General features: G+C 34.5%; 27 protein-coding genes and 12 tRNA genes. 22 read left to right on the forward strand and 17 right to left on the reverse strand.

From position 1 onward, the window contains the following. Window positions 1–52 precede the first annotated feature (52 nt). From KAT95_03105 to KAT95_03130, 6 genes are all read right to left on the reverse strand, one after another. The gene (locus KAT95_03105; protein MCK4520830.1) at window positions 53–2182 is read right to left on the reverse strand and encodes a polyribonucleotide nucleotidyltransferase; all 2130 of its coding nucleotides are present in this window, start codon (window positions 2180–2182) and stop codon (window positions 53–55) included. A 3-nt stretch (window positions 2183–2185) separates the two neighbouring features. Continuing rightward, window positions 2186–2686 carry an NYN domain-containing protein gene (locus KAT95_03110; protein MCK4520831.1) on the reverse strand — a complete coding sequence of 167 codons (501 nt, stop codon included), beginning with the start codon at window positions 2684–2686 and terminating at the stop codon, window positions 2186–2188. Window positions 2687–2718: 32 nt separating this feature from the next. After that, complete coding sequence (gene rpsO / locus KAT95_03115) at window positions 2719–2985, reverse strand: 30S ribosomal protein S15 (protein ID MCK4520832.1); 267 nt, start codon at window positions 2983–2985, stop codon at window positions 2719–2721. Between the two features lie 133 nt (window positions 2986–3118). Then, window positions 3119–3191, reverse strand: a tRNA-Lys gene (locus KAT95_03120). 2 nt (window positions 3192–3193) lie between these two features. Further along, the gene (locus tag KAT95_03125; GenBank protein ID MCK4520833.1) at window positions 3194–3712 is read right to left on the reverse strand and encodes a hypothetical protein; all 519 of its coding nucleotides are present in this window, start codon (window positions 3710–3712) and stop codon (window positions 3194–3196) included. A 3-nt stretch (window positions 3713–3715) separates the two neighbouring features. After that, window positions 3716–3787: transfer RNA gene (locus KAT95_03130), tRNA-Arg, on the reverse strand. 59 nt (window positions 3788–3846) lie between these two features. Here KAT95_03130 and KAT95_03135 point away from each other — a divergent pair. The 9 genes from KAT95_03135 (at window position 3847) to KAT95_03175 (ending at window position 8639) form a co-directional block, all read left to right on the forward strand. Then, window positions 3847–5349 (forward strand): HD domain-containing protein, encoded by a 1503-nt coding sequence (locus tag KAT95_03135; protein ID MCK4520834.1) that lies wholly within the window; start codon window positions 3847–3849, stop codon window positions 5347–5349. A 53-nt stretch (window positions 5350–5402) separates the two neighbouring features. After that, a tRNA-Pro gene (locus tag KAT95_03140) sits at window positions 5403–5475 on the forward strand. Window positions 5476–5588: 113 nt separating this feature from the next. Then, window positions 5589–5662, forward strand: a tRNA-Ala gene (locus tag KAT95_03145). A 141-nt stretch (window positions 5663–5803) separates the two neighbouring features. Beyond that, window positions 5804–5888 (forward strand) — tRNA-Ser (locus KAT95_03150). A gap of 7 nt (window positions 5889–5895) precedes the next feature. After that, window positions 5896–6375 (forward strand): DUF4446 family protein, encoded by a 480-nt coding sequence (locus KAT95_03155; GenBank protein ID MCK4520835.1) that lies wholly within the window; start codon window positions 5896–5898, stop codon window positions 6373–6375. A 199-nt stretch (window positions 6376–6574) separates the two neighbouring features. Further along, window positions 6575–8080 (forward strand): translation initiation factor IF-2, encoded by a 1506-nt coding sequence (infB, locus tag KAT95_03160; protein MCK4520836.1) that lies wholly within the window; start codon window positions 6575–6577, stop codon window positions 8078–8080. Continuing rightward, on the forward strand, window positions 8077–8457 hold the full coding sequence (locus KAT95_03165; GenBank protein MCK4520837.1) for a ribosome-binding factor A: 381 nt from the start codon (window positions 8077–8079) through the stop codon (window positions 8455–8457). The genes infB and KAT95_03165 overlap by 4 nt, the downstream gene beginning before the upstream one ends. 20 nt (window positions 8458–8477) lie before the next feature. Continuing rightward, window positions 8478–8549, forward strand: a tRNA-Cys gene (locus tag KAT95_03170). A 6-nt stretch (window positions 8550–8555) separates the two neighbouring features. Next, window positions 8556–8639 (forward strand) — tRNA-Leu (locus KAT95_03175). Window positions 8640–8797: 158 nt separating this feature from the next. Here KAT95_03175 and KAT95_03180 read toward each other — a convergent pair. From KAT95_03180 to KAT95_03230, 11 genes are all read right to left on the reverse strand, one after another. Next, a complete protein-coding gene (locus KAT95_03180; GenBank protein ID MCK4520838.1) occupies window positions 8798–9361 on the reverse strand; it encodes a 3D domain-containing protein in 564 nt (187 codons plus the stop codon). Between the two features lie 391 nt (window positions 9362–9752). Next, the gene (locus KAT95_03185) at window positions 9753–9959 is read right to left on the reverse strand and encodes a hypothetical protein (protein ID MCK4520839.1); all 207 of its coding nucleotides are present in this window, start codon (window positions 9957–9959) and stop codon (window positions 9753–9755) included. Window positions 9960–10150: 191 nt separating this feature from the next. Beyond that, window positions 10151–11299, reverse strand: a complete 1149-nt coding sequence (locus KAT95_03190; protein MCK4520840.1) for a hypothetical protein — start codon at window positions 11297–11299, stop codon at window positions 10151–10153. A 53-nt stretch (window positions 11300–11352) separates the two neighbouring features. After that, window positions 11353–11565: a helix-turn-helix transcriptional regulator gene (locus KAT95_03195; GenBank protein MCK4520841.1), complete on the reverse strand. Its 213-nt coding sequence runs from the start codon at window positions 11563–11565 to the stop codon at window positions 11353–11355. Window positions 11566–11838: 273 nt separating this feature from the next. After that, a tRNA-Gly gene (locus tag KAT95_03200) sits at window positions 11839–11913 on the reverse strand. Window position 11914: 1 nt separating this feature from the next. Further along, complete coding sequence (locus KAT95_03205) at window positions 11915–12583, reverse strand: hypothetical protein (GenBank protein MCK4520842.1); 669 nt, start codon at window positions 12581–12583, stop codon at window positions 11915–11917. A 77-nt stretch (window positions 12584–12660) separates the two neighbouring features. After that, window positions 12661–12732 (reverse strand) — tRNA-Phe (locus tag KAT95_03210). A 23-nt stretch (window positions 12733–12755) separates the two neighbouring features. Continuing rightward, window positions 12756–12827 (reverse strand) — tRNA-Val (locus KAT95_03215). A gap of 3 nt (window positions 12828–12830) precedes the next feature. Further along, a tRNA-Arg gene (locus tag KAT95_03220) sits at window positions 12831–12902 on the reverse strand. Window positions 12903–12950: 48 nt separating this feature from the next. Continuing rightward, window positions 12951–13037: transfer RNA gene (locus tag KAT95_03225), tRNA-Ser, on the reverse strand. Between the two features lie 40 nt (window positions 13038–13077). Then, window positions 13078–13746 (reverse strand): ComF family protein, encoded by a 669-nt coding sequence (locus KAT95_03230; GenBank protein MCK4520843.1) that lies wholly within the window; start codon window positions 13744–13746, stop codon window positions 13078–13080. Between the two features lie 51 nt (window positions 13747–13797). Here KAT95_03230 and pilM point away from each other — a divergent pair, with 51 nt between their 5' ends. The 13 genes from pilM (at window position 13798) to KAT95_03295 (ending at window position 24440) form a co-directional block, all read left to right on the forward strand. Further along, window positions 13798–14907, forward strand: a complete 1110-nt coding sequence (gene pilM, locus KAT95_03235; GenBank protein ID MCK4520844.1) for a type IV pilus assembly protein PilM — start codon at window positions 13798–13800, stop codon at window positions 14905–14907. Between the two features lie 51 nt (window positions 14908–14958). Then, window positions 14959–15498 (forward strand): hypothetical protein, encoded by a 540-nt coding sequence (locus KAT95_03240; GenBank protein ID MCK4520845.1) that lies wholly within the window; start codon window positions 14959–14961, stop codon window positions 15496–15498. 69 nt (window positions 15499–15567) lie between these two features. Then, a complete protein-coding gene (gene pilO / locus KAT95_03245) occupies window positions 15568–16146 on the forward strand; it encodes a type 4a pilus biogenesis protein PilO (protein MCK4520846.1) in 579 nt (192 codons plus the stop codon). An 8-nt stretch (window positions 16147–16154) separates the two neighbouring features. Then, window positions 16155–16433 (forward strand): hypothetical protein, encoded by a 279-nt coding sequence (locus KAT95_03250; protein MCK4520847.1) that lies wholly within the window; start codon window positions 16155–16157, stop codon window positions 16431–16433. A 92-nt stretch (window positions 16434–16525) separates the two neighbouring features. Then, window positions 16526–18253, forward strand: coding sequence for a type II/IV secretion system protein (locus tag KAT95_03255; protein MCK4520848.1), 1728 nt, complete (start codon window positions 16526–16528; stop codon window positions 18251–18253). Window positions 18254–18258: 5 nt separating this feature from the next. Continuing rightward, window positions 18259–18624 carry a response regulator gene (locus KAT95_03260; GenBank protein MCK4520849.1) on the forward strand — a complete coding sequence of 122 codons (366 nt, stop codon included), beginning with the start codon at window positions 18259–18261 and terminating at the stop codon, window positions 18622–18624. Window positions 18625–18628: 4 nt separating this feature from the next. Then, window positions 18629–19696, forward strand: coding sequence for a type IV pilus twitching motility protein PilT (locus KAT95_03265; GenBank protein MCK4520850.1), 1068 nt, complete (start codon window positions 18629–18631; stop codon window positions 19694–19696). A 15-nt stretch (window positions 19697–19711) separates the two neighbouring features. Then, window positions 19712–20926 (forward strand): type II secretion system F family protein, encoded by a 1215-nt coding sequence (locus KAT95_03270; protein ID MCK4520851.1) that lies wholly within the window; start codon window positions 19712–19714, stop codon window positions 20924–20926. A gap of 189 nt (window positions 20927–21115) precedes the next feature. Beyond that, complete coding sequence (locus tag KAT95_03275; GenBank protein ID MCK4520852.1) at window positions 21116–21538, forward strand: type II secretion system protein; 423 nt, start codon at window positions 21116–21118, stop codon at window positions 21536–21538. Between the two features lie 129 nt (window positions 21539–21667). Then, window positions 21668–22132, forward strand: coding sequence for a type II secretion system protein (locus KAT95_03280; protein ID MCK4520853.1), 465 nt, complete (start codon window positions 21668–21670; stop codon window positions 22130–22132). Between the two features lie 48 nt (window positions 22133–22180). Then, on the forward strand, window positions 22181–22897 hold the full coding sequence (locus KAT95_03285; GenBank protein ID MCK4520854.1) for a transposase: 717 nt from the start codon (window positions 22181–22183) through the stop codon (window positions 22895–22897). Between the two features lie 58 nt (window positions 22898–22955). After that, window positions 22956–23792 carry a prepilin peptidase gene (locus KAT95_03290; protein MCK4520855.1) on the forward strand — a complete coding sequence of 279 codons (837 nt, stop codon included), beginning with the start codon at window positions 22956–22958 and terminating at the stop codon, window positions 23790–23792. Window positions 23793–23870: 78 nt separating this feature from the next. Then, a complete protein-coding gene (locus tag KAT95_03295; GenBank protein MCK4520856.1) occupies window positions 23871–24440 on the forward strand; it encodes a type II secretion system protein in 570 nt (189 codons plus the stop codon). Window positions 24441–24662: the final 222 nt, after the last annotated feature.

The following is a 24662-nucleotide window of genomic DNA, read 5'->3' on the forward strand; positions in this document are numbered from 1 at the left end:
CAAACTTTAGTTTAATATATCAAAGCTTTATTTAAAGAAATACCGATTTTCTTTATTCTTGATTTTCTAAAGAGAGGTTAATTCTGCCTTGTTCGTCAATAGAGATTACTTTTACCGGTACAATGTCTCCGATTTTTACCACATCTTCAACTTTTTCCACTCTTCCTTTGGCAAGCTTGGAAATATGGACCAATCCTTCCTGTCCTGGCAGAATTTCTACAAATGCGCCAAAATCCATAATTCTTTTTACTTTTCCTTGAAAAACTTCTCCAACTTTAACTTCTCTGGTAATATTTTTTATCCAGCTTACAGCTTTTTCGGCAGCATCTTCTTTTTCTGCTGTAATAAATATTCTGCCGTCTTCTTCAATGTCAATAGCAACCTTGCATTTTTCAATAATCTCATTGATTATTTTTCCGCCAGTTCCGATAACTTCTCTAATTTGCTCTGGTTTGATTTGGATAGTGTAAATTCTAGGCGCCCATTGAGAAAGTTTTTCTCTTGGTTTGGATAAAACTTTTTCCATTTCACCCAGAATATATTCTCTTGCTTTCTTGGCTTTTGATAAGGCATCTTCCAATATTTTTTCTGTAATGCCAGTAATTTTAACATCCATTTGAAGAGCAGTTATTCCGTTTTTAGTTCCAGCTACTTTTAGATCCATGTCTCCATAATGATCTTCAGGGCCTTGAATGTCAGTTAAAATTTTATATTTAGTTATTTCTCCCCGTTCATTGCTTTCTGTTATTAATCCCATGGCAATGCCAGTAGCCGGAGATTTTAAAGGAACACCAGCATCCATTAAAGCCATAGAAGAACTGGAGATTGAAGCCATTGATGTGGAACCGTTTGAGGAAAGGATTTCTGAAACAATTCTGATTGTATAAGGGAATGAATCAGAATCAGGAATTAAAGGCAGAAGCGCTTTTTCAGCCAGCATTCCATGCCCTATATCTCTTCTTCCAGGACCGCGCATAGGCCTTACTTCTCCAACAGAATAAGGTGGAAAATTGTAATGGTGCATAAATCTCTTTTTTCCGACAATTTCCATTCCTTCTAATAATCGATGGTCGCTTGGCGCTCCCAGGGTGAGAATGGAAAGCGATTTTGTTTCACCTCTTACAAATAATCCAGAGCCATGTGTTCTTGGCAAAAGGCCTACTTCTGCATAAATATTTCTTATTTCATCTAACTTTCTTCCGTCAGGCCTTAATTCTTTTTCTAAAATGTTTTTATGTATTATTCTTTCTGTTTCTTGTTCAAAAAAATCTTTAGCATACTTGATTTTTTTTCCATCTTGTTCTTGTTCTTTGATAAAAAAGATTAAATCTTCTCTTAACTCATTTAATGCTTTATTTCTTTCTTTTTTTGCTTTCTCGTTATTGTTAGAAAAAGTTAATGCATTTTCTAATTTATTTCCTAAAAATTCTTTAATTTCTTTTTTCCATTCCAGTTCATTGGCAGGCGTTTCTATTACAGCCTTTTCTTTGGCATTCTCTTTAATAATTTTTTGCTGGAATTCAATAAGATTTTTCAATTCTGCTCCAGCAATATTATATGCTTGCATAAAAGTTTTTTCTTCTGCTTCTTTTGCTTCGCCTTCAATCATATTAATTAAAATTTGATCACCTTTCATTCCTCCTGCTAAGATAAGGTCAATATCGCTTTGTTCCCTTTGTTCATAAGTGGGGTTTAAGACGAATTTTCCTTCAGTTTTACCGATTCTTAAATTAGCGATTGGTCCTTCCCAGGGAATATCAGAGATAGACAGGGATAGAGAAGCGCCTAAAAGTCCAAGGATATCAGGGTCGTTTTCGCTGTCCCAAGACAGGCAGGTAACAACCACTTGCACTTCCCTTTTAAGATTTTTTGGAAATTTTGGCCTGATAGCTCTGTCAATCAAGCGGGCAGTGAGAATTGCTTCATCAGAAGGACGGCTTTCTCTTCTGATATAACGCGAGCCGTAAATTTTTCCAGCTGCATAATATCTTTCTTCATAATCAACAGTAAGAGGGAAAAAATCAATGCCCTCCCTTTCTTGTCCTGACATTACAGCTGTAGCTAAAACCATGGTATCGCCGTAACGAACTAAAACTGAGCCATTTGCCTGCTCAGCTAAGTCTTTAATTTCAACGATAATATCCTTGCCGCCTATATTTAGTTTATATTTTTTAGAATCCATTTTTTATTTTTTTAAAAGGTATTTTTCAGGACTGCTTTCTAAATCAAGAAATTCATCAGCTGTTTCTTTAAGTTTGCCTGATGTGGAGCGGCCAAAAGCAATAACTTCCGTCCTTTTGCCTTGATTTTTTAGATATTCTACTAATGGAATAAAATCGCCGTCGCCAGAAATAAGGCAAATAACATCTACGCCAGGAGCAGTTTTAATAGCATCAATAACTATTCCTACATCCCAGTCAGCTTTTTTCATTCCACCGTAGAATTCTTGAAGATCTTTTACTCTTGTTTCAATTCCTAACTTAGTGAGGGCTTCAAAAAACGGCTGTTCTTCGCCGGTTTTTGTCCTGATAACATAAGCAAAAACCCTTATTAGCTTTCTGTCGCTTACTGCTGATTTTAATATCTCTCCGAAATTAACCTTTGACTGATATAGGTTTTTAGCAGAATGATAGAGATTTTGAACATCTATTAGAACTGCTATTTTTTGTTCTTTATGAATCAACATAGCTTAATTTTAACGAAGGTCGGGCCTTCGTTTTACTTTTTTAGTCCTATTTTCTTAATGATAGAATTATATTTGCGGATGCTTTCTTTTTTTAGATATGCAAGCAGTTTTCTTCTTTTAGAAACCATTTTTAAAAGTCCTCTTCTGGAATGAATATCTTTAGAATGTTTTTTTAAATGCAAAAGCAGCTGCCTAATTTCTTCGGAAAGCAAAGCAATCTGCACTTCAGCAGACCCAGTGTCTTTATTATGGATCTTGTATCCAGATATAATTTTTTCTTTTTGTTTTGCGTTTAACATTTTTTTATTATATCATCTTTTAAAAATAAGAACATAGCTAAGCTATAACCTTCTTTTTTTCACTCGCTCGTAGATTGAATAAATAAATTTATTCAATCTGTCTCGCTTCACTCGAAAATAAAAAAAGACTATATGCCCCGCGCAGGAATCGAACCTGCAACCTTAGGCTTAAGAGGCCTCTGCTCTGCCGATTGAGCTAGCGGGGCAGTTATTCGGTTTCGTTTATGTCTAAAATACAGTTACTATTAGTATCTGTGCTTGCGCTAGGAACTTGGCAATCAATTTGCCACCATGTTTGCAAGCCAGTCCATTCCTGGACACCGATAAACATCATAAAAGTATTAATAGTAATCCAAGCAGTGAAAATTATTATTAAACCGATAATTGTGTTGGTTATTATTTGTTTTGCTTTTTCCAGGTTAGCTGGGTTTGCTCCAGCTCCAAAAAACATTATGCCGCCGATAACGAGCATTAAAACTGCTACTGCCGGCACTATTCTAATTAACACAAAATCAATAATATTTTTAAAGAGTATAAAAAAATGGCAAAGCGTGCAGGGACAGGCCTCGTTTATTTCTGTTTCTGGATAAGGATCCTGAAATCCTACTTCGCTTGGATTTGCATCTCTGTATCCACATGGAACTAAAACAGCATTTGCTTGAATAGGCATTAAGGAAAACAATAAAAAAGATAAACAAATTATTGAAATTGTTTTTTTTGTATTCATATATGCCCCTGGAAGGATTCGAACCCTCATCCTTGGTTCCGAAGACCAATACTCTATCCGTTGAGCCACAGGGGCTTTAAATTATTTTAACAGATGGATTGAAAAAAACAAGGATTTAAGATAGAATAAAGCATATGAAAATACATAAAGAAATAAAATTTGTAATTGAGAAATTAAAAGAAAACAATTTTGAGGCATATTTAGTAGGCGGATGCGTGCGTGATTTGCTGCGTGGAAAAGAGCCATTGGATTGGGACATAACCACTAATGCCAAGCCGGAACAAATTGAAAAAGTTTTTCCAAAAACATTTAAAGACAATAAATTTGGCACAGTTGTTATTGTAACAAAAAGTAAAAATCCTCGGTTAAAAGAGATTGAAATTACTCCTTATAGAATTGAGTCAAAATATACAGATAAGAGACACCCGGATAGTATTTGCTTCGCTAAAACCATTGAAGAGGACCTTAAAAGGAGAGACTTTACCATTAACGCTATGGCTATCGATTTAAAATCCCAAATCCCAAATTCCAAATCCCAAATCCCAAATTCCAAACAAGAATTTGAGATAATTGATCTTTTTAAAGGGCAGGAGGATTTGAAGAATAAAGTCATTCGGGCAGTGGGCGAGCCAGATGAAAGATTTTCAGAGGATGCTTTGCGTTTAATGAGAGCAGTACGGCTTGCTACTGTTTTAGGAGACGGATGGAAAATTGAAGAAAAAACTGAGCAGGCAATCAAAAAAAATGCTCATTTGCTTGAAATGATTTCCAAAGAAAGAATTAGAGATGAATTTGTTAAAATTATAATGTCAGAAAGAGGTGCTCAAGGCATAGAAACATTGCGGAAGCTCAAACTCTTGCAATATATTATTCCAGAATTAGAAGAAGGTTATGGTGTTTCTCAGAATAAGCACCATATTTATGAGGTTTATGAGCATTCTTTACGCGCTTTAAGGTATGCTTGCGAAAAGAATTTTAATAAATATGTTCGCTTTGCAGCTCTTTTGCATGATGTGGGGAAACCAAGAACCAAAAATGGAAAAGGGGCAAATGCAACTTTTTACAACCATGAAATAGTAGGAGCTAAAATGAGTGAGCAGATTTTAAATCGCTTAAAATTTTCTAAAAAAGACACTGAGAAAATTGTAAGATTAGTCCGTTATCATTTGTTTTATTATAATGTTGACGAGGTCGGCGAATCGTCAGTAAGGCGGTTAGTGCGCCAGGCAGGACCAGAAAATATGGATGAACTTTTACAAGTGAGAATGGCTGATAGAATCGGGTCTGGCGTTCCTAAAGCAGAACCGTATAAATTAAGGCATTTAAAGTATATTATTGAAAAAGTTTCCCAAGATCCTATTTCAGTCACAATGCTTAAGATAAACGGAGAAGATGTAATGAGAATTTTGAAAATTAAACCAGGTTCCAAAATAGGCCAGGTTTTAGATGTTTTGCTTGGTTATGTTTTAAATGAGCCAAGCAAGAATAAGAAAGAGTTTTTAGAAAAAGAAACAGAAAAAATGAGTAAGCTTAGCGAAAAAGAACTAAGCTCCTTAGCTGAAAAGGCGCGCAAAGAAAGAATGGAAATTGTGACAAAAAGAGATAAAATGACAAAGCAAAAGTATTGGGTCACCTAATTTGATTTTAATACGGGATGTAGTGTAATGGTAGCACAGCCCCGCCCATTTAACGGGACGTGGTGTAACGGTTAACATATGCGCTTCGGGAGCGTAGGATTCCCGGTTCGATTCCGGGCGTCCCGAAAGAAAATGGGCGGGGTTTAGCCCGAGTTTACCCTGTTAAACAATTTGCTTTGCAAATTAAAATCAAAGATTTTATTTAACAGGGTGAAAATCTCGGCATCTCGACATTAGGGGGGCCTGTAGTTTAATGGTATGACACCGCATTCGCATTGCGGAGACGGCAGTTCGATTCTGCCCAGGTCCACCACTTCGCTCCTCGGCTTCGCTTCGGAGCTACGCGGTGCAAGCACGAGCATGATAAACATCCACCAAATAGGGACTATCCCTCACCTGTCCCTTTTTACAATTTGATTTTTGCCTAAAAAAGTGGTAGTTTGAGAATATAAAAGGAGGGGTGCCTGAGCGGTTGAAAGGGATGGTTTCGAAAACCATTGTGGTTTATATCACCGTGAGTTCGAATCTCACCCCCTCCGCAAATCTATGAACATTGAAGATTTTTTTAATTTTGAATATATTTATTTTGTTCTTGGAATTTTTTTAATTTTGGTTTGTCTTTGCATTTATTTCGCTTTTAAGCAAAAAAAGCGATTAGATATTTTTTTCCAAAGAGGAGAAAAAGATTTAGAAAAGGTTTTAACAGAGCAGATTAAAAAGACAGAGAAAATAGAAAATAATTTAAAAGAGATTTCAGAACAAATATCAAAATTAGAGACTATTTCTCAAAAAAGTTTTCAAAAAATCGGAATAATAAGATTTAATCCATTTAAAGAAGTAGGCGGAGACCAGAGTTTTGCTATTGCCCTTCTTGATTTAAATAATAATGGTTTTGTCATTACAAGCCATTATAGCAGAGAATCAAGTCGAGTTTATAATAAAGAAGTAAAAAATGGAAAATCAAAATATTCTTTATCCAATGAAGAGAAAAAAGCAATTGAAAAAGCTATAACAGAAGTATATTAGATTAAATACACAGCTCCGAAAACAAAATTTTTCAAATTCAGCCCCCCTTCGCCCTTCGGGCTTCGCCACGCCCGCACCCCAGAATTTAAAAAATCTGTTTTCTCCGCTTAAGTATAATTGAAAATGGGAAGTATTACTTAACCAGGTTAAGCAATAAACATTGCGACATTTGATACGACATTTTAAAAACTCGTAGTACATGGAACTCAAAAAACAAAAAAAACAAGAAAATTTTCAAACTAGACCTGCGGTAGTGGTTGTTTTAGGCCATGTTGACCATGGAAAAACAGCGATTTTAGATTTTATTAGAAAAACAAAAGTAATTGAAAGGGAGTCAGGCGGCATTACCCAGCATATTGGAGCTTATGAGGTAGATGAAGCCGGCAAGAAAATTACTTTTATTGATACACCTGGACATGAAGCGTTTTCAGCTATGCGTTCCAGAGGAGCTAAAGTAGCTGATATTGCTATTTTAGTAGTTGCTGGAGAAGAAGGGATTAAGCCGCAGACCAAAGAGGCAATAAATCATATAAAAAAAGCAGGCATTCCAATGATTGTGGCAATCAATAAAACAGACAAGCCAGAAGCAAATCCTGAAAAAGTAAAAAGAGAGCTTTCCCAACAAGATGTTTTAGCAGAGTCAATGGGCGGCAAAGTGCCTACAGTTAATGTTTCAGCCAAGACAGGCAAAGGAATATCAGAATTATTAGAGCTTATTTTGTTGCTTGCTGAAATACAAGAATTAAAAGGGGATTTATCTAAGCCAGGACAAGGCGTGATTATAGAGGCATATTTAGACAGCCATCGCGGTCCAACTGCCACTCTTGTTTTAAGGGATGGAATTTTAAAAAAAGGAGATATTATAGGAACTGGTTCTGTTTTAGGAAAAATTAAGATTTTAGAGGATTTTCAGGGCAAGCAAATTGAAAAAGCTATGCCATCGCAGCCGATCATTGTTTTAGGGTTAGAAGGAGTGCCTCAAATTGGAGAAAAGTTTAATGTTTATTCTGATATTGGAGCAGCTCAAAAATACATTGAGAAAAAAGAGAGAAAGCGCGAGACAAGACAGGTCCTGCCTGTTGATTCTTCTAAAAAGATTTTGAATCTCATTTTAAAGGCAGATGTTTCTGGCTCTTTGGAAGCAATAGAACAAGAGATTAAAAAACTGCCTCAAGAAAAAGTTGCTTTAAGAATTTTAAAAAGCGAGGTAGGCGAAGTTAATGAAAATGATGTTAGATTGGCAAAACCAGCTAAAGCCAAAATTTTATGTTTTCGGGTAAAGAAAAATCCTATTGCCCTAAAGTTTGCTGAGCAAGAAAAAATAAGGATAAAATGCTTTGATATTATTTATGAGCTTTTTCAAGAAGTTCGCTTAATGATGGAAAAAGTTTTAAGCGCAGAGATAGTCCGCAAGGATATAGGCAGGGTTAAAACATTAGTAGTGTTTATGTCAGAGAAAAATCGCCAGATTGTTGGAGGTAAAATTATTGAGGGTGAAGTGGAAAAGGGCTTAAAAATAGAGGTTTATCGTGGAGAGGAAAAAATTGGCAGAGGCAAGATGATAAATCTTCAGAAAAACAAAAAAGATATTGAAAAAGCAGGCAAAGGCGAGGAAATAGGAATTCTTTATCAAGGAGATGTCAAGATTGAATTAGGAGATGAGGTGGTTTTTTATAAAGAAGTGAGGGAAAAAGGAGAACTATGAGTGAAAGAATTAGAAAAGTTAATGAGCTTATCAAAAGGGAATTGTCGCAGATTATTTTAGAGGAAATGAATTTTCCTGAAAATGTTTTAGTTACTATTATTAAGGTGGAAGCAGCGCCAAACCTATATTCAGCAAGGGTTTATATCAATGTCATATCTACCTCGCACCGAGCTCGCTCTGGTGCTGGGCCTGAAAAAGAGGCAAAAGAGGCTTTTATAATGTTAAAAAACAACATCTATAATCTCCAGCAATTATTGAATAAGCGCTTAAGAATGAGGCCGATTCCACGCATTGAATTTTTACAAGAAAAACAGGTTCAAAAAACAGAAAAAATAGAGGAGATTTTAGATAAAATTAAGGTTGAAAAACAGAACTAAATCTGGTAAGCTTTAATTGTGGCCTGGTACCCAAGCAGTTAGGGAGCGGTTTGCAAAACCGTTTTACGCGAGTGCAAATCTCGCCCAGGCCTCAAAATGCCCGGGTGCTGTAACTGGTAGCCAGGATGGACTTAAAATCCATTGGATTTTTATCCGTGAGGGTTCGACCCCCTCTCCGGGCACATAAAATTTTCGCTTTGCTCAAATTTAGATGTTAAACACCGAGTGTTTAACACAGGTCACAAAGTAGAACGATCGTGCTGATTTGTGACACATAAAAAAAACACACTGGTTTTTAATCAGAGTGTTTTTAATTATTTTAATTATTTTCAGACAGATTTTAAATTTCTTTGATCACCTCAATATAGGTGTTTTTTACTCCAAAGGTTTTTGCGTCCAAATAAGAAGAAAACCATATATCAACATGATAATACCCTTTTTTCCAATGCATTCTGTCTTCCACCACAAAAATTTTATCTCCGTAAATTTCAGGAATACGGATTTTTGTTCCAAAAGAAAGTAGATTGTTGGCTACAATTCCGTCTTTAACATAAGTTCCAGAAGCAGTAATAAAAGGCGTATCATCGGTCTGCCAAACAGTGCTGGAATAGGCAGTGGTTAAAACCCTTATTTTCTTCACAATCTTTATTTCTGTTTGCGGGATAGGAGAAAGAGGCAAAAGAGCGCTTCCTTGAATAGCGGCAAATTCAAAATCAAGATTGGTTTCTTGCTCTTCTACTTCTGCTTCAGCTTCTACCTTATTAATTTTAGAATAAAATAAAAAGCAAACAAAAACAAATATTGCCGTAATAAACGTTGCTAGAATATACTTTTTGTAATTTTCTTTATTCATTCTTTGTCTTGCTTTATTTGTTAAATAAAGCAATTTAAAAATCCCTTTCACAGGGATTATGCCATCTTAGCAAGTCAAGAGAGTTTGTCAAGGGTTTTTAAGGTTGGAGCGGGTTATTGAAAAAAGTTAGAATTTTTTACCAGCAAAATCCTGACGCAGGCGGGCAAAAATTCATTTCCCCTAAACCCCTTTTCTTTTTACCCGCCCGTTTTTTGGCTTTGCCGAAAATTTTTTCGGTTTGATTTGCACAGTTATACCTTTTGTCATATTATTTTCCTCTTTAATTTATTATTTCAAAGTCGGGGTTCGGAATTTCATAAAACGTATTCCAGATATATGAAGCGCCATAAAACATTTGGACGGAATGAAATAGAACCGTATATCTGATGTTAAACGAGGTCAATAGACCCGGAACCGATCGTAGCGAAGTAAGAGTGCTCATTTACTCGTTAAAGGTCGTTTCTGGAGGAGGGACTAATTCAATCCATTGAACAGCATCTTCTTTTGCGATTTCATTAATTATATTTTTGGAAATAGAAATTGTAATGTCATTTAACATGCCCACTTCACTTTTGATAATCCCATTATATTTTTTGATGATGTTTTTAGCATCTTCAGGAAGTACGTCTTTAAAAAATACAACTATCACATTTATAGTCCCGTCTTCATTGATTGCCCAATTACCGATTTTTCCTTCTTTTATATTTCCCGATATTTTATCTTCTGGAAAAATCTCTCCAACCCATCTGATAAATGAAAGATTGTATATGTCTGTTAAATATTTAGTTGGGATAGAGGCGAAATAAGCGTTGTTGTGAATATAACCGCAAAGGATTACATTCAGATTCGAAAGTTCCGATCGCGCTCATCGTTATTTGGAATATGATAGAATTGAAGTAGAACGTGTATCTGTTTATGCGATGTAGTTATTAAACTGGATTTTAGAGCGTCTGATATCCCGGACCCGGGAATAAATTGTCTTGATTTCAGATATATTTTATATTTGTCGTCAGCCTCCTTTTTCTCACAAACTTTCTGACACTCTTCTAAACTATTAAAAGGTGTCTCAACTGAGCAACCACTACCATCTACTGCGATACATTTTTCAGTGTCTAAATTAAATTCGTATCCTTGTACTTCTGCATCACAATCACCAATTATTTTAACTTTTTTTATACACAAAGGATCAATCGCTGATTTTTCTTTAATCGTAAATTCATTTGAGTATGCAATTTTAAAGCCGTCAGCATCCCAATATTTAATTTTAATTCTATATACACCTAATGGCGCACTTCTTAATGCACAATCTTCACGATTAGTAAAAACTGACTGATTCCAGAAGAATATTTTGACTTGATTAGTTCCTATAGAAGTGCTTATATCTACATTGCATCCACCACAAGTTTCAGGAAAATCTACCCATTTTCCTTCGTCATATTTTGATATTACATAGATATTACCTTTACATCCATTTTCAACCCCCATATTTACAGGATTGCCAACCCGGTTTTCCACGCGTATATTAATAGTTTCTCCTATTTCATATTCTATTTTTGGAGAAGTGCTGATAATTAATGTGCCATTCGCCGGCTTTGCGATACATTTATTGTTTCTACATTTTGCGTTATATCTATAAAAATTATCATTGCAATGTTCTGTACAATATCCTGGCGGTGGCATCCACATTGGACACACCGTTTCTCTACAATCAGGCTTAACTTTACTCAAATCATAGGTATTCCAATAATCTAAATACTTTTTGTTTATTGCCATCGCTTTGGCACACTTATCACAGTGGCACATACATATATAATGAAGTACTAAAATGCAATCATCGTCTTCGTTACAGGTTATTAATTCTATATCGCTTGGTTGGATAACATTTTCTGGTGGTCCTACTTCTTTCTGCTCACTCCAAATCCACAATCCGCCAATTAAAACAATATCAATAATTAAAACTCCAATCAAAATTTTAATTTTTGAATCCATAGTAATTTTCTTTATAATTTATTTTATACGAAATGTTTTTATGTAAGCAACCTTTATTTTATCAAATCGCTAATATCTACCTTTAATGCTTTAGCAATTTTCGTTAAAGTTTCAATAGTGGGATTTGAGTTTTCGCCCGATTCAATCTTTACAATAGTATTATAAGCAACGCCAGCAAGTTTAGAAAGTTTATCTTGTGATAGATTAAACCTTTTCCGATAATACTTTATGCTTTTTGCTATTGTAGATAATTTTCTTGTTGACATTTGACTAATAATTTAATACTATTCAAATAGGTATTAAGGATTATCTTATTTTTAGTTTTTGTTTACTAAAATGATGCTAAATTATTTCAATAATGTAAAGCGAAATTATCTTTTTTGACTTTTTCAATATGCCTTGTCACTCCCCGAAAAAAATTTCAGCAAAGCTAAAAAGCGGGCGGGCAAAAAGAAAAGGGGTTTAGGGGAAATGATTTTTTATCCGCCGAGCGGCGAAGCCGCGAGGCGGTGGGGGCAGCGAAGCCGCCAAATACGCTATGGAGCGGGAGACGGGGATTGAACCCGCGATCTTCTCGTTGGCAACGAGACGTTCTACCACTGAACTACTCCCGCATTAAAATTTTTTTGAAATACCCTGAATCCACCCTTTAACTTTATTCGTTACTTGTATATCGTATATTGCGATTCTTAGTGTTCCATAAGGAAGAGTATTAAAAGGACGTTTTTGTTTACTACTCGGAGTCAATCGTGAGTAACATTTCGTAAATTGAGTTTTTGATACTCCACTAATCCTAGACCAGTAATTGATTGCTTTTTCAGATGTAACATTAGAATGAATTTGAATAGTAGCCCTTATTTTTTCTTTAGGAATTCCACAAATTTTCTTAAAAAATTTTATCATCAACTTTATCATCACAGGGTCGCTGTTAGAAAATTGTAATGCCCATCTAGTTTTTTTACAACCTTCAGCCCAATAAAGAGCCGTTCCTACTAAAAGTAATTCCCTTTTGTTAAATTGATTTATGTTTTTTGATGCGATTTTTTGAAATTTTTCAGATTTTTCTCTCGCAGCTTCGGCTCGTTTTTTGTTAAATTCAGTTATGCTTTTTGCTCTTTTTTTTCTTGTTCTATCCCAAAATTTCGTTTCAGCTGTTGGCGACATTTTTATATTTCTAAGCCAATATGAAAGAGTGCTTTTAGGAACTTTCAAAATTCTTGCTATTTCATTGTAGCTTTTTCCTCGTTTTCTTAAATTAATAGCAAGATTTTTATCTTTTCTCATTGAACTTAAGACAGCTTTTATATTTTTATAATATCTAAAGTTCAATTTTTAGTCAATGTGGATAATTATTTATAAAGTGCCGGGAGGGGGAATCGAACCCACTACCCTTTCTTTTTCAGAGAAATGCTCTACCAATGAGCTACCCCGGCAATTCTTTTCCAGTTTTTAATTGTGGACGGTATAGGATTTGAACCTATAACCTCCGCGATGTAAACGCGATGCTCTGCCATTGAGCTAACCGTCCACGTGCCCCCAGAAGGAGTCGAACCTTCATCGCAACTTCCGCAAAGTTGTACTTTATCCATTAAGCTATGGGGACAAAAGCCCGCCTTCGTTCCGCTTTTAGCGGGACTTCGGCGAGCGAAGGCGGAGAGGGCGGGATTTGAACCCACAAGCGGCTTTTTACACCGCGAGAGATTAGCAATCTCTTGCCGTACCATTGGGCCACCTCTCCTATACTATAATTCTATCTATAAAATGATGTTTAGTCAATATTATGGTTCTCTTGCCACGGTTATTCCCCAAACCTCTTTGGCGCCAGCAGATTTTAATACTTTAGCGCATTCTTCAAGAGTCGCGCCAGTAGTAAAAACATCGTCAATCAAAAGAATTTTTTTGTTTTTTATTTCTTCAATATTTTTACAAGCAAAAGCGTTTTTAATATTTTCTTTTCTTTGTTTTTTTGACAGTTCTGTTTGTGATTGAGTTTCTTTTATTGTAATTAAACCCTGTCTTGCTAATGGAATTTTTAAAACTTGAGAAAGTTGTTTAGCGATTTCTTCTGATTGGTTAAAGCCGCGCATTTTTATTTTTTTTCTGTCCAAAGGCACTGGCATTAAAACAGGTTCTCCTGATAAAAGAAATCTAATATTGTTTAATAAATAAAAATGAGTTATTATTAAAGAAGCTAATGTTTTTGCTAAGTCCCTGACAAATGGCTTATACTTGAATTGTCTAATTAGTTTTTTAATAATTTTGTCTTCATAGGAAACAGCGAAAAAGACGCCATTAAGTTTTGCAAGCTTTAAGCAACTGGAATATTCTAAAACATCAATTAAAGATAAGCAATCAGAACAAAGATAATCTCCTTCTTTTCCGCAATTTAAACAAAATTTAGGAAATAGAGCGTCTATTAAAAAACCTTTTATTTTATAAATTTTCATTTTCTTTTAGATGATGGTATAATAAAAACTGAATTTTAGCAAACTTTGTTTATGGGTTTATTCAGCGGGAAACAAATTAAAAATTGCCTTGGCGTTGATATTGGAACTAGTTCTATTAAAATCATTGAGCTGTCCAAGCCAAAAGAAAATATAAGATTAGAGAACTACGGCGAAATACCTGTGGAAGGTATTGAATTTGATGATTCCAGGATGGATGTCCAAGGCAATAAAAATATTTCTTTTCTTTCTTCTTCAACCAAAGAAGTTTCAAAAGCAATTTCTGTTCTAACAGAAGAAGCTGGCTTTCGCGCAAAAAAGACTGTATTTTCCATTCCTGATTTTTCTACTTTTTTCACTAGTTTTGATTTGCCGCCCATGAGGGAAAAAGAAATTCCTGAAGCTATAAAATTTAAAGCAGGAAAATATATTCCTCTACCGCTTTCAGATATGAAAATTGATTGGGCAATTATTGAGGGGACGCCGAGTAAAAAGAAAAATCTTTTTAACAAGGAGATAACAGGCACTAAACTGAAAATTCTTTTAGTAACAGTTCCGAATGAAGTAATTTTGAAATATCAAGAGATTGCCAAAATAGCCGGTTTAGAACTTTTAGCCCTAGAGGCAGAAGTTTTCAGTTTAGTGAGATCATTGATTAAAAAAAATAAAGGAGTTATAATCTTAGTAGATATTGGAGGAAGAAGCACCACTTGCAGTGTAATTAAGAACGGAGTTTTGCTGTCAAGCCACAGCTTTGATGTTTCCGGCAATGAGCTTACTTATTCTCTTTCCAGATCTTTGAATATTGATTATAATGAAGCTGAACGGCTTAAGAGAGAAATCGGCATAAGAAAGGGCACCAAAGAGGAAGAGATACTATATCCATTGATTGGTTTAATTTTAAAAGAAATTAAAAAACTCTCTGGCTCTTTTTCTCAATCTGGAAATGACAAGGTGTCTAAAATATTTTTAGCTGGCGGAGGAGCTTTAACTCCTGGATTGAAAGAATATTTTTCAGAACAGCTGGGGATAAAAACAGTTATTGCCGACCCTTTTGCAAATATTGTCTGCCCTTCTCCATTGACTGAAATTCTTAAAAAAATGGGGGCGTCTTATGGCATAGCAGTTGGTTCCGCTTTGAAAGGATTAGAAAGTGTTGTATAATATAGAAGAAAGAGGTAAAATAAAAAAAGAGAAAAATTAAAATCAAAAAGCATGGCTTTTAATGTTATTCCAAAAAAAGAAATAGAAAGAAAACCTTGGCTGGATTGGGTTTTTTATTTTTGTTTTATTTTGCTTATATTGTCGGTTTTGAGTTATTTTGTTTTGGCATACTCTCTACAAAAAACAGATGAAGCGTTAAACAAAGTAGAAGCAAAAATATCCGAACAGGAGCAAAGCAAGGAAAACAAAGAGCTTAAAGAAAATCTTCTTGAAAAAGAAAAGAAAATAAATGATTTTTCAAATATACTAAAAGAGCATAGATTATATTCCCAGCTTTTTAGTTTCATTGAGAGTTTCACCCATCCAGAGGTAGTATTTGCAGGTTTTAATTTTTCCAGCGCAAATTTAATCCTTGCGCTTTCCGGCACAACATCTAACTTTAAAACATTGGGCGAACAGCTTCTTGTTTTGCAGGCGCAAAGCGATATAAAAAGCGTAGAGCTTTCTAATATATCTTTAATGGAAGACGGAGGCATAGATTTTAATTTGGATATTTCTTTAAGTCCTAAAATATTTGATTTGATTAGATAATTCACCCTGTTAAATGCTGCTTCGCAGCAATTTTGCCGAAGGCAAAATTATTTAACAGGGTAAACAACAATGAAAAGACCTATTATTTTTATAACCATTACATCTTTAATCGTCATTTTACTGGCCTTTTTTGTGCTTTTGCCAAAATATGAAGAATTAGATGCTAAAGATTATCAACTTGAAGGAAGAAAAGTGGCTCTTGAAAAGATAAATGATTATTTTGAGGATCTTGCTTCTCAAAACAAAAAATTAGCAGAATACGAAGAATCAATGGCAAAAATTAATTCAGCTTTGCCAGACAAACCTGCCATGCCTTCAGTCCTGAATTTTATTCAAAGGACAGCTAATGAAAACGGGGTTTCTTTAACATCAGCAGCATTAAGCTCTTCAAGAAAAACAACAAAAACAACAAAGACAGAAGAAACAGGAGCATCAGACATCAAAGAAAACACATTTTCCATTAGTGTTGCTGGTTCTTATTCTTCTTTTAAAAACTTTCTTTCGGTCTTAGAAAAATCAGCGCGCTTGATTGAGACAGAGACCCTGACTTTTTTTTCCTTTGGAGGAATGACAATGTATACAGGAATGCCTGATTATTCTTTAGATACTTTTCTTTTTGAGTTACAAATGAAAGTTTATTCTTATTAATTAATATTATGAACCTGAATTTAAACGAAGACAAACAAAAAAGATTAGTGTATTTAATTATAATTCTTATTGTTTTGGTTATAATAGCTTTATTTGTTTTTAGTAAAAGCTTTTTTGTAAAACAGCCGTCAATCCCTTTAGGTACTAGTTTTGGATTACAAGAAATCAGTATCAATTTTAATATTTTAGAAAATCCTTTTGTGCAGATGCTTGAACCATTTGAAGAAATTTCTTATCCTTCAGAAGAAATAGAAATAGGCAGAGAAAACCCGTTTATTACATACTAAAACATTTTAACATTTTAACATTTTAGCATTTAAACATTTCTGATTTCATTTTTTGTTAATATGTTAATATGTTAGTATGTTAATATGTTTAAATGAGTTTGATAAATCAGTTAGTAGAAAAAGGTGTCTTAAATAAAAAAGCAGCTGCTTCTTTAAAAAAGGAAATAGAATTATCTGGTAAAAGAGAAGAAGAAATAATTTTACAACAAGGAATAATTAAGGAAGATGCTTTATTCCAATTAAAAAGCGAGAGTTTGAAGGTTCCTTTAAAAGAAGTTGAGCCATCAGAAGTTCTTTTAGAAGTTTTGAGATTAATTCCCAGAGATGCTGCTGAGTTTTATCATATGGTTCCTATTAGTAAAAAAGATAGGACATTGGAGATAGGGATGGTTTATCCGGATAATTTAAAAGCCCAGGAAGCTTTAAAATTTTTAACAAGACGCGAAGGCTATTCTTTCAGAGTTTATCTAATCACTTTATCTAATTTCAGGGAGCTTTTAAAACGATATTGGACCCTTAAAAAAGAAGTAAAAAAGGCGCTTACAGAGGTGGAAACAGAAATAGCTGAAGATGAAGTTGAAATTTCTAAGAAAGCGGCTGAATTAGAAAAGCTGGGAGAAGAGGCTCCTATTTCCAAAATTGTTTCTGTAATTCTAAAACACTCTGTAGACGGGAATGCTTCTGATATCCACATTGAACCAATAAGAGAACAGCTGAGAGTAAGGTTTCGTCTTGATGGAATATTGCATTCCTCACTTTTTTTACCTTTAAAAATTCATCCGGCAGTGGTAGCTCGGATTAAGATTTTAGCAGAGCTAAAAATTGACGAAACTAGGGTTCCTCAAGACGGCAGGATTGGCGCTAAAATTAGCAATAAAGATATTGATTTCAGGGTTTCTACTTTCCCTACTATATTGGGCGAGAAAGTAGTGATGAGAGTTCTTGACCCGTCCAAGGGATTAAAAGATTTTAAAAGATTAGGATTAGACGGAAGAAATCTTGAAATTTTAAACAAAGCAGCTGAAAGACCTTATGGAATGATTTTATCAACTGGGCCTACTGGCTCAGGAAAAAGCACTACATTATATGCTGTTTTACAGATTTTAAATAGGGAAGGAGTAAATATTGTTACAATAGAAGATCCAGTGGAGTATTTTATGGAAGGTATTAACCAGTCCCAGACAAAAGAAGAGATTGGCTACGGTTTTGCTACAGCATTGCGTTCTATTTTAAGGCAGGACCCGGATGTGATTATGGTGGGTGAAATTAGAGATAAAGAGACAGCAGAATTAGCTGTTCATGCTGCTTTAACCGGGCATATTGTCTTGTCTACCCTTCATACAAATACAGCTGTTGGCGCTATGCCTCGGTTAATTGACTTGGGAATAGAGCCATTTTTACTGCCCCCAAGCTTAAGCGCAATTTTGGCGCAAAGATTAGTAAGGCGGCTTTGTCCTTTTTGTAAAGAAAAAGTAAAGGCGAATATTAAAGTTAGAGAAAAGATTTTAAAAGAAATAAATTTTTTGCCAGTTTCTACTAAAGCAGGAATTAAAGTTGATGAACCTATATCTATTTGGCAGGCAAAGGGATGTAAAAAATGCAGGATGCAGGGATACACTGGAAGGGTTGCTCTTTTTGAAATTTTGGAAATGACTAAAGAGCTTTCAGAAATAGTTTTAAAGGAGCCGTCAGAAAATAATTTCCAAAAAGAGGCAAAAAGGCAGGGTATGGTTACAATGGCTCAAGACGGCATAATTAAGGTTTTAAATGGAGTTACTTCTATAGAAGAAGTGATTAGGGTTACAAAGGAAGAAGAATAAAAATTATGAAAAATATTTTATTAGTTGAAGATGATCCTTTTTTAATAGATATTTATACTACTAAGCTGGAACAGGATGATTTTGCCGTGCAAGTGGCAAAAAACGGAAAAAAAGCATTTGAATTATTAAAAAAAGAGATTCCAGACATTTTGGTCTTAGACATTGTTTTGCCGCAAGTTGACGGCTGGGAAGTTTTATCTGAACTTAAAAAAAATGCTCAATGGAAAGCAATACCAGTAATTATTCTTTCTAATCTTGGCCAGAAAGTAGAAGTAAAACGAGGACTGGATTTAGGCGTTCAAAAATATCTTATTAAAGCCCATTATACTCCTGCAGAGGTAGTGGAGGAAATTAAAAAAATACTCAAATAAAATTATGGCTACTTATCAAGAACAACTTAATGAACTGCTTCAATTAACGGTTCAAGAACAGGCATCTGACCTCCATCTTTCTGTTGATCACCCTCCAGTTTTAAGAATTAGCGGCCGTTTAATTCCTTTGACTAAAAAAAGCAAGTTATCAACAACAGATACACAGGGATTGGCTTTAGCTTTAATGACAGAGGAACAGCAGCAAAGATTTTCACAGCAAAAAGAAATTGATTTTTCCTACCATTTTGAGGATAAAGCCAGATTCAGGGTAAATATCTTTTATCAAAGAGGAAATGTTTCCTGCGCTCTCCGTTTGATTCCTTTTAAAATTAGAACTATTGAAGAGCTGGGTTTGCCGCCTATTCTCCATGAATTTACCAAGCAAGTTCAAGGTTTCGTTATTGTTACCGCACCATCAAGTCATGGCAAGTCCACTACATTAGCTGCTATGATTGACGAAATAAACCATACAAGGACAGACCATATTATTACTATTGAGGATCCTATTGAATATGTTTTTGATGACGATAAATCAGTGATTGACCAAAGAGAAGTTTATCAAGATACTTTATCATTTGCCAGGGCGCTCCGTTCAACTTTTCGCCAGGATCCGGATGTGATTATGGTGGGCGAGATGAGGGATCCGGAAACCATAGCTACAGCTATTACTGCTGCAGAAACCGGGCATTTAGTTTTTGCTACTTTGCATACTAATTCTGCGTCTCAGACAATTCATAGAATTGTTGACAGTTTTACAGCAGAACAACAGGATCAGATTCGAGCCCAGTTATCCGGTTCTTTACTCGGCGTTATCTCGCAGCGTTTAGTGCCTAGAATTAGAGGCGGTTTGATTCCAGCTTGTGAAATAATGCTTTCCAGCCCGGCAGTGGCTAATTTAATTCGGGAAAACAAAATTCATGAACTGCCTTTAGTTATTGAAACAAGCAGAAAGAAAGGAATGGTTTCTTTAAATTACGCTTTAGCCCAATTAGTCCGCAAGAGAGAAGTTGCTTTAAAAAATGCCTTGACTTATTCTTCAAATCCTGTTGAGCTAAAAAAACTTTTAGACTAAATTAGACATTTTATCATGAAATTTAAATACAAAGCAAGAACAGAAGAAGGGGAAATGCAAGAGGGTGTTATAGAAGCAAGCTCAAAAGAAAGCGCTTCGGATATCTTAGAAAGCTACAATCTTTTTGTGGTCTCTTTAGTTGAATCCCAGCTTATTCCTGTTTGGTTAAGGGATATAAAGATTTTTAATATGGTAAGCCAGAAAGATGTAGTGATTTTTTCCAGACAGCTTTCTATGATGTTTGAGGCAAATGTTCCTTTAATAGAGTCGTTGGAAACATTGGGTTCGCAGCAAAAAAATCCTATTTTTAAAGAAAATGTCTTAGAAATAGCCAAAACAGTAGAGGGAGGAACATCTTTGTCAGAGGCATTTAGTAAATATCCGGAAGTTTTTTCCCCTTTTTATGTTAATATGATAAAGTCAGGCGAGGCATCAGGAAAGCTTTCTGAAGTTTTAAAGTATTTAGCAGATCGTTTGGAAAGGCAGTATGAGTTTATGTCAAAAATAAAAGGGGCAATGATTTATCCAATTTTAGTGATATTTGTTTCTTTTATTGTAATTGGCATAATTGTTTTCTTTGTTATGCCCCAGTTTGCTGGCATATTTGCCGCTTCTGAAAATGAACTGCCTTTATTCACCAAGATAGTTCTTGGCGCGTCTGAATTTTTAAGGAACTGGATTTTAATCATACTGGTTTTAGTTTTAGGTCTTTTAGGTTTTGCTTTTTTCTATCTCAGGAAAACTAAGGAAGGCAAGGAGTTTATAGACGAACATATATTAAATATTCCTGTTTTAGGCAATTTTTTGAAAATGTTTTATCTCTCACGTTTTGCCCAGAATCTTTCTACTTTAATTGCAGGCGGCCTGCCTATTGCCCAAGCCCTGAGAATCTGCAGTGATATTGTTAATAATAATATCTATAAAGACATTGTTTTAAAGACCCAGGAAGGAGTTAAGAAAGGAAGAACCATAAACTCTGTTTTAGTCAGGTATCCTGATTATTTTCCGCCTATTTTTACACAGATGGTTGCTACTGGAGAAAAAACAGGACAGCTGGAAGACAGCTTGAGCAAGATAGCTATTTTCTTTCAAAAAGAAGTAGAAAGGGCTCTTGATGTTCTTTTAAGCGTTATTGAACCAGTATTGATTGTGTTTTTAGCTTTGATCGTAGGAATCATTGCAGCTGCTGTCTTTATCCCTATGTACGACTTCATTGGAACAGCAATGTAAAAGTATTTTTTTAAAATGCTTTTACCCCCTCAGAGTTTTCCACAGGTACAATTTCCAAAAATGAGTTATAATAAAAAAAGAAAATAATTCACCCTGTTAAATCTTTCCGAAAATTTCGGAAAGAAAATCAAAGATTTTATTTAACAAGGTAAAGGTCGAAAAATTAAAAGCTTTTAATTTAAATTTAATATGAAAAAATTTACTAAACGAGGTTTTACCTTGATTGAACTATTAGTCGTCATCGCTGTTATCGGAATTCTGTCCTCAATCGTGTTGGTCTCCCTATCCGGCGCAAGAGATAAAGGTTATGATGCTCAAATTAAAGGAGAATTAGGTCAGGTAAGAGCAGATACAGAGATACATTATGATAATGCTGAGAGTTATACAGGATATACAATACCTACAAATTTATTGCCTCCTGCTTGCAGTGAAGATGGAGCTTATAATGTGGTAGTTTCAGCAGATGGACAGGATTACGCAGCTTGGGGAGATTTATGCTCATCAGCAGTAGATACTTGTGATTTTTGTATTGATTCTACTGGTGTAGCTTGTACGACTGTTGCAGCATCTCCCCACCCTACTGCTCTAGCTCCTGTTTGTGCTTGTCCATAATTCATAAAGTATTCTTGTTGATTTGTAGAAATTCTTTATTTGTTTTTTGAGATTTATTTAAGAAGCTTTACGAAGGACTGTCTTTCGTAAAGCTTCTTTTTTGTGATATAATTATTAATACTACTACTAATGACAATTAAAAAATACTCTAAACAAGGTTTTACATTGATTGAATTATTAGTAGTTATTGCTGTTATTGGAGTTCTTACTTCAATGATTTTTTCATTTACCAAGGCAAAAGATAAAGCCAGAAATACAAGAATTGTAATAGCTATCAGAGAAATAAAGCCCATTTTTGAAATGATTTATGACGATGATTTTAAATATGATAACATTTGTAATAGTCCTGATATTAGAATAGACATTTCTGGTTATGAGAATGAATTAACCGCTATTAACGATGAAGTTTCAAAAAATGGTGGTGAAGCAAAATGTTATGCTGATGGAGATAATTACTGCGTATATTCCAAGTTGAATGTTGTAGGCATTGATCCAAGACAATATTTTTGTGTTGACAGCACTGGAAATGCAGTCACTACACCTGTTGATCCTGGTATTTTACATTGTAAAGCCGGCAGTTATACCTGTCCGTAAAATTTTTCAGCAGAAGATCCACGAAGGTCGGGCCTTCGTTTATCTAAAATGCCAACAAGAAAACACAAATTAGCTAATAATGAGATTTATCATATTATTATTAGAGGAGTAAATGACTCTGAGATTTTTAAAGATATAAATGATTATTATAGAGCAATTTTTTCCATTTACGAATTTAATACTATTAACTCTGTTGATATCAGACAAAAAAGAGAGCAACGAGCTCTCACAAAGAAAAACATAAACCAAGGTCGGGCCTTCGTTGATAATAGAGACTTGTTAGTAGAGATATTATGTTTTTGTTTTATGCCGAATCATGTTCATTTATTGCTCAAGCAGATAAAAGATGATGGAATAACTAAATTTATGAGAAAATTGGGTTCAGGTTATGCAAGTTATTTTAACAAAAAATACAGTCGAAAAGGTTATCTTTTTCAAGGAAGATTTTTTCCGGTTCATATTAAAACAGACGAACAATTGCAAGTTATTTTTGCTTATATTCACGTTAATTCCATATCTTTGATAGAGCCAAAATGGAAAGAAATTGGAATCCAAGATATAGAAAAAGTCATTAGTTTTTTAGAGGATTATAAATGGTCAAGTTATCCTGATTATATTGGCAAGAAGAATTTTCCTTCAGTAACCCATAGAAATTTTATGTTAGAAATGATGAATAAAGAAAAAGGTTGCAAAGATTTTATTGAAAATTGGATTAGGTACAAAAGCAAGATTAAAAAATTGCCAGATATTGTCTTGAAGAGCTAAACGAAGGCCCGACCTTCGTTTAGCTTTGATTTTTAGGATAATTTAGTATAATAAAATAATGGTAAATATTATTTTTTATATCTTTGTTTTTATTTTTGGTTTAACAGTTGGTTCATTTTTGAATTGTGTTATTTACAGGTTAGAAAAAAAGGAGAGCGCTTTAAAAGGGCGCTCTTATTGTCCCCATTGCAAGCATCAGCTTGCCTGGTATGATTTAATTCCAGTATTAAGTTTTATAATCCTTAAAGGCAAATGCCGTTATTGCTATAAAAAGATTTCTCTACAGTATCCATTAGTAGAAATAGCAACAGCAAGTTTATTTACTTTTATTTTTTGGCATTTGAGCTTTGGATTTGATTTGGAGCAATTTGGAACAATTTGGATTTTGGATTTTCTCGCTCTATTCGCAATTACTAGTTTTTTGATTGTGATTTTCGTCTATGACTTAAAGCACTACATTATCCCAGACAAAGTAATTTTTCCTGCTATAGCAATAGTTTTTTTATATAAATTGTTTGAAATTTTGAATTTGGAATTTGTTTCGGATTTCGGATTTCGGATTTCGGATTTTAAGCCGTTATTATATTCACTTGGTATAGCATTTGCCGCTTCCGCCTTTTTTTTAACGATTGTCCTTGTCACTCGCGGCAAGGGTATGGGAATTGGCGATATAAAACTGGCTTTTTTAATGGGTCTTTTGCTCGGCTGGCCAAATATCTTTGTTGCTCTCTTTCTTGCTTTTCTTATTGGTGCTATAATAGGGATAGGTTTGATTTTAGCCCGCAAGAAAACTCTGAAATCAGAAGTTCCATTTGGCCCGTTTTTGGTAACTGGGACATTTATAGCGATGTTCTATGGTAATCAGATAATTGGATGGTATTTGAATTTATTTTAGTAAAATAATAATTTGAAATTTGTCATTTGACATTGATTTGGAATAATTTGAGATAATTTGAAATAATTTTAAAAGTTTATGTTAAAATGTTATAATGTTAAAATGAATAAGGCAATGACCTTGATTGAAGTTTTGGTTGTTATTGCCATAATGCTTATTCTTATGGCAGTAGCAGTATTTGTAAATCCCAGGCCTTCAGTAGAGCTTGATAACGCTGCTCGGCAATTGGTAAGCGACCTCCGCCGCGCCCAAAACATGGCAATGTCAGCTTCAACTCAAATAGATGGATGGGGTAATGAGATTGTTCCTTGCGGCTATGGAATTTATACTCCAAATACACAGAAATATGTTATATTTTATAACGAGACAGATTGTTCAAAATTTCAGCACTGGGGAGGACCCAATCCGCCCTGGCAGGGTAGTATAGATTTTGAAACAGTGGATTTTACAGATGTAGCTCCGGGCATTACAATAACTCAAGGAGTTTCTTTAAGCATTTATTTTATTCCTCCAAGTGGAACTACTTATATTAATGGAGATTATCCACTTATTCCTCCTCCACCTTTGCCTTACTTTGAACTTACAGCTTCCGACGGCTCTATTAGAACTGTCACTGTCACTTCAGCCGGGAAGATTGAAATACAGTAAATCATGTTAACATATTAACATACTAATATCTTAATAATATGCTTAAATGTTTAAATGCTAAAAAGTTAAAAAGGGGACTTGACAAGATTTTTGGATTTGTTAAGATTAAAGTAGTTAACCCCCCCTGTGCTTATTTTTTATAGGTGCAGGGCTTTTTATTTCTTTTATGGAAAATAGAGTTTTTATTATAATTGACGGAAGTAATTTCTATCATCGTTTAAA

The sequence above is a fragment of the Candidatus Parcubacteria bacterium genome, from assembly GCA_023131895.1.
Classification (GTDB): domain Bacteria; phylum Patescibacteriota; class Minisyncoccia; order Minisyncoccales; family JAGMDC01; genus JAGLYZ01.

Coding starts and splice junctions, on each gene's coding strand:
- KAT95_03105 (MCK4520830.1), bottom strand. CDS start 2,182: ATGGATTCTAAAAAATATAAACTAAATATAGGCGGCAAGGATATTATC.
- KAT95_03110 (MCK4520831.1), bottom strand. CDS start 2,686: ATGTTGATTCATAAAGAACAAAAAATAGCAGTTCTAATAGATGTTCAA.
- rpsO (MCK4520832.1), bottom strand. CDS start 2,985: ATGTTAAACGCAAAACAAAAAGAAAAAATTATATCTGGATACAAGATC.
- KAT95_03125 (MCK4520833.1), bottom strand. CDS start 3,712: ATGAATACAAAAAAAACAATTTCAATAATTTGTTTATCTTTTTTATTG.
- KAT95_03135 (MCK4520834.1), top strand. CDS start 3,847: ATGAAAATACATAAAGAAATAAAATTTGTAATTGAGAAATTAAAAGAA.
- KAT95_03155 (MCK4520835.1), top strand. CDS start 5,896: ATGAACATTGAAGATTTTTTTAATTTTGAATATATTTATTTTGTTCTT.
- infB (MCK4520836.1), top strand. CDS start 6,575: ATGGAACTCAAAAAACAAAAAAAACAAGAAAATTTTCAAACTAGACCT.
- KAT95_03165 (MCK4520837.1), top strand. CDS start 8,077: ATGAGTGAAAGAATTAGAAAAGTTAATGAGCTTATCAAAAGGGAATTG.
- KAT95_03190 (MCK4520840.1), bottom strand. CDS start 11,299: ATGGATTCAAAAATTAAAATTTTGATTGGAGTTTTAATTATTGATATT.
- KAT95_03195 (MCK4520841.1), bottom strand. CDS start 11,565: ATGTCAACAAGAAAATTATCTACAATAGCAAAAAGCATAAAGTATTAT.
- KAT95_03205 (MCK4520842.1), bottom strand. CDS start 12,583: ATGAGAAAAGATAAAAATCTTGCTATTAATTTAAGAAAACGAGGAAAA.
- KAT95_03230 (MCK4520843.1), bottom strand. CDS start 13,746: ATGAAAATTTATAAAATAAAAGGTTTTTTAATAGACGCTCTATTTCCT.
- pilM (MCK4520844.1), top strand. CDS start 13,798: ATGGGTTTATTCAGCGGGAAACAAATTAAAAATTGCCTTGGCGTTGAT.
- KAT95_03240 (MCK4520845.1), top strand. CDS start 14,959: ATGGCTTTTAATGTTATTCCAAAAAAAGAAATAGAAAGAAAACCTTGG.
- pilO (MCK4520846.1), top strand. CDS start 15,568: ATGAAAAGACCTATTATTTTTATAACCATTACATCTTTAATCGTCATT.
- KAT95_03250 (MCK4520847.1), top strand. CDS start 16,155: ATGAACCTGAATTTAAACGAAGACAAACAAAAAAGATTAGTGTATTTA.
- KAT95_03255 (MCK4520848.1), top strand. CDS start 16,526: ATGAGTTTGATAAATCAGTTAGTAGAAAAAGGTGTCTTAAATAAAAAA.
- KAT95_03260 (MCK4520849.1), top strand. CDS start 18,259: ATGAAAAATATTTTATTAGTTGAAGATGATCCTTTTTTAATAGATATT.
- KAT95_03265 (MCK4520850.1), top strand. CDS start 18,629: ATGGCTACTTATCAAGAACAACTTAATGAACTGCTTCAATTAACGGTT.
- KAT95_03270 (MCK4520851.1), top strand. CDS start 19,712: ATGAAATTTAAATACAAAGCAAGAACAGAAGAAGGGGAAATGCAAGAG.
- KAT95_03275 (MCK4520852.1), top strand. CDS start 21,116: ATGAAAAAATTTACTAAACGAGGTTTTACCTTGATTGAACTATTAGTC.
- KAT95_03280 (MCK4520853.1), top strand. CDS start 21,668: ATGACAATTAAAAAATACTCTAAACAAGGTTTTACATTGATTGAATTA.
- KAT95_03285 (MCK4520854.1), top strand. CDS start 22,181: ATGCCAACAAGAAAACACAAATTAGCTAATAATGAGATTTATCATATT.
- KAT95_03290 (MCK4520855.1), top strand. CDS start 22,956: ATGGTAAATATTATTTTTTATATCTTTGTTTTTATTTTTGGTTTAACA.
- KAT95_03295 (MCK4520856.1), top strand. CDS start 23,871: ATGTTAAAATGTTATAATGTTAAAATGAATAAGGCAATGACCTTGATT.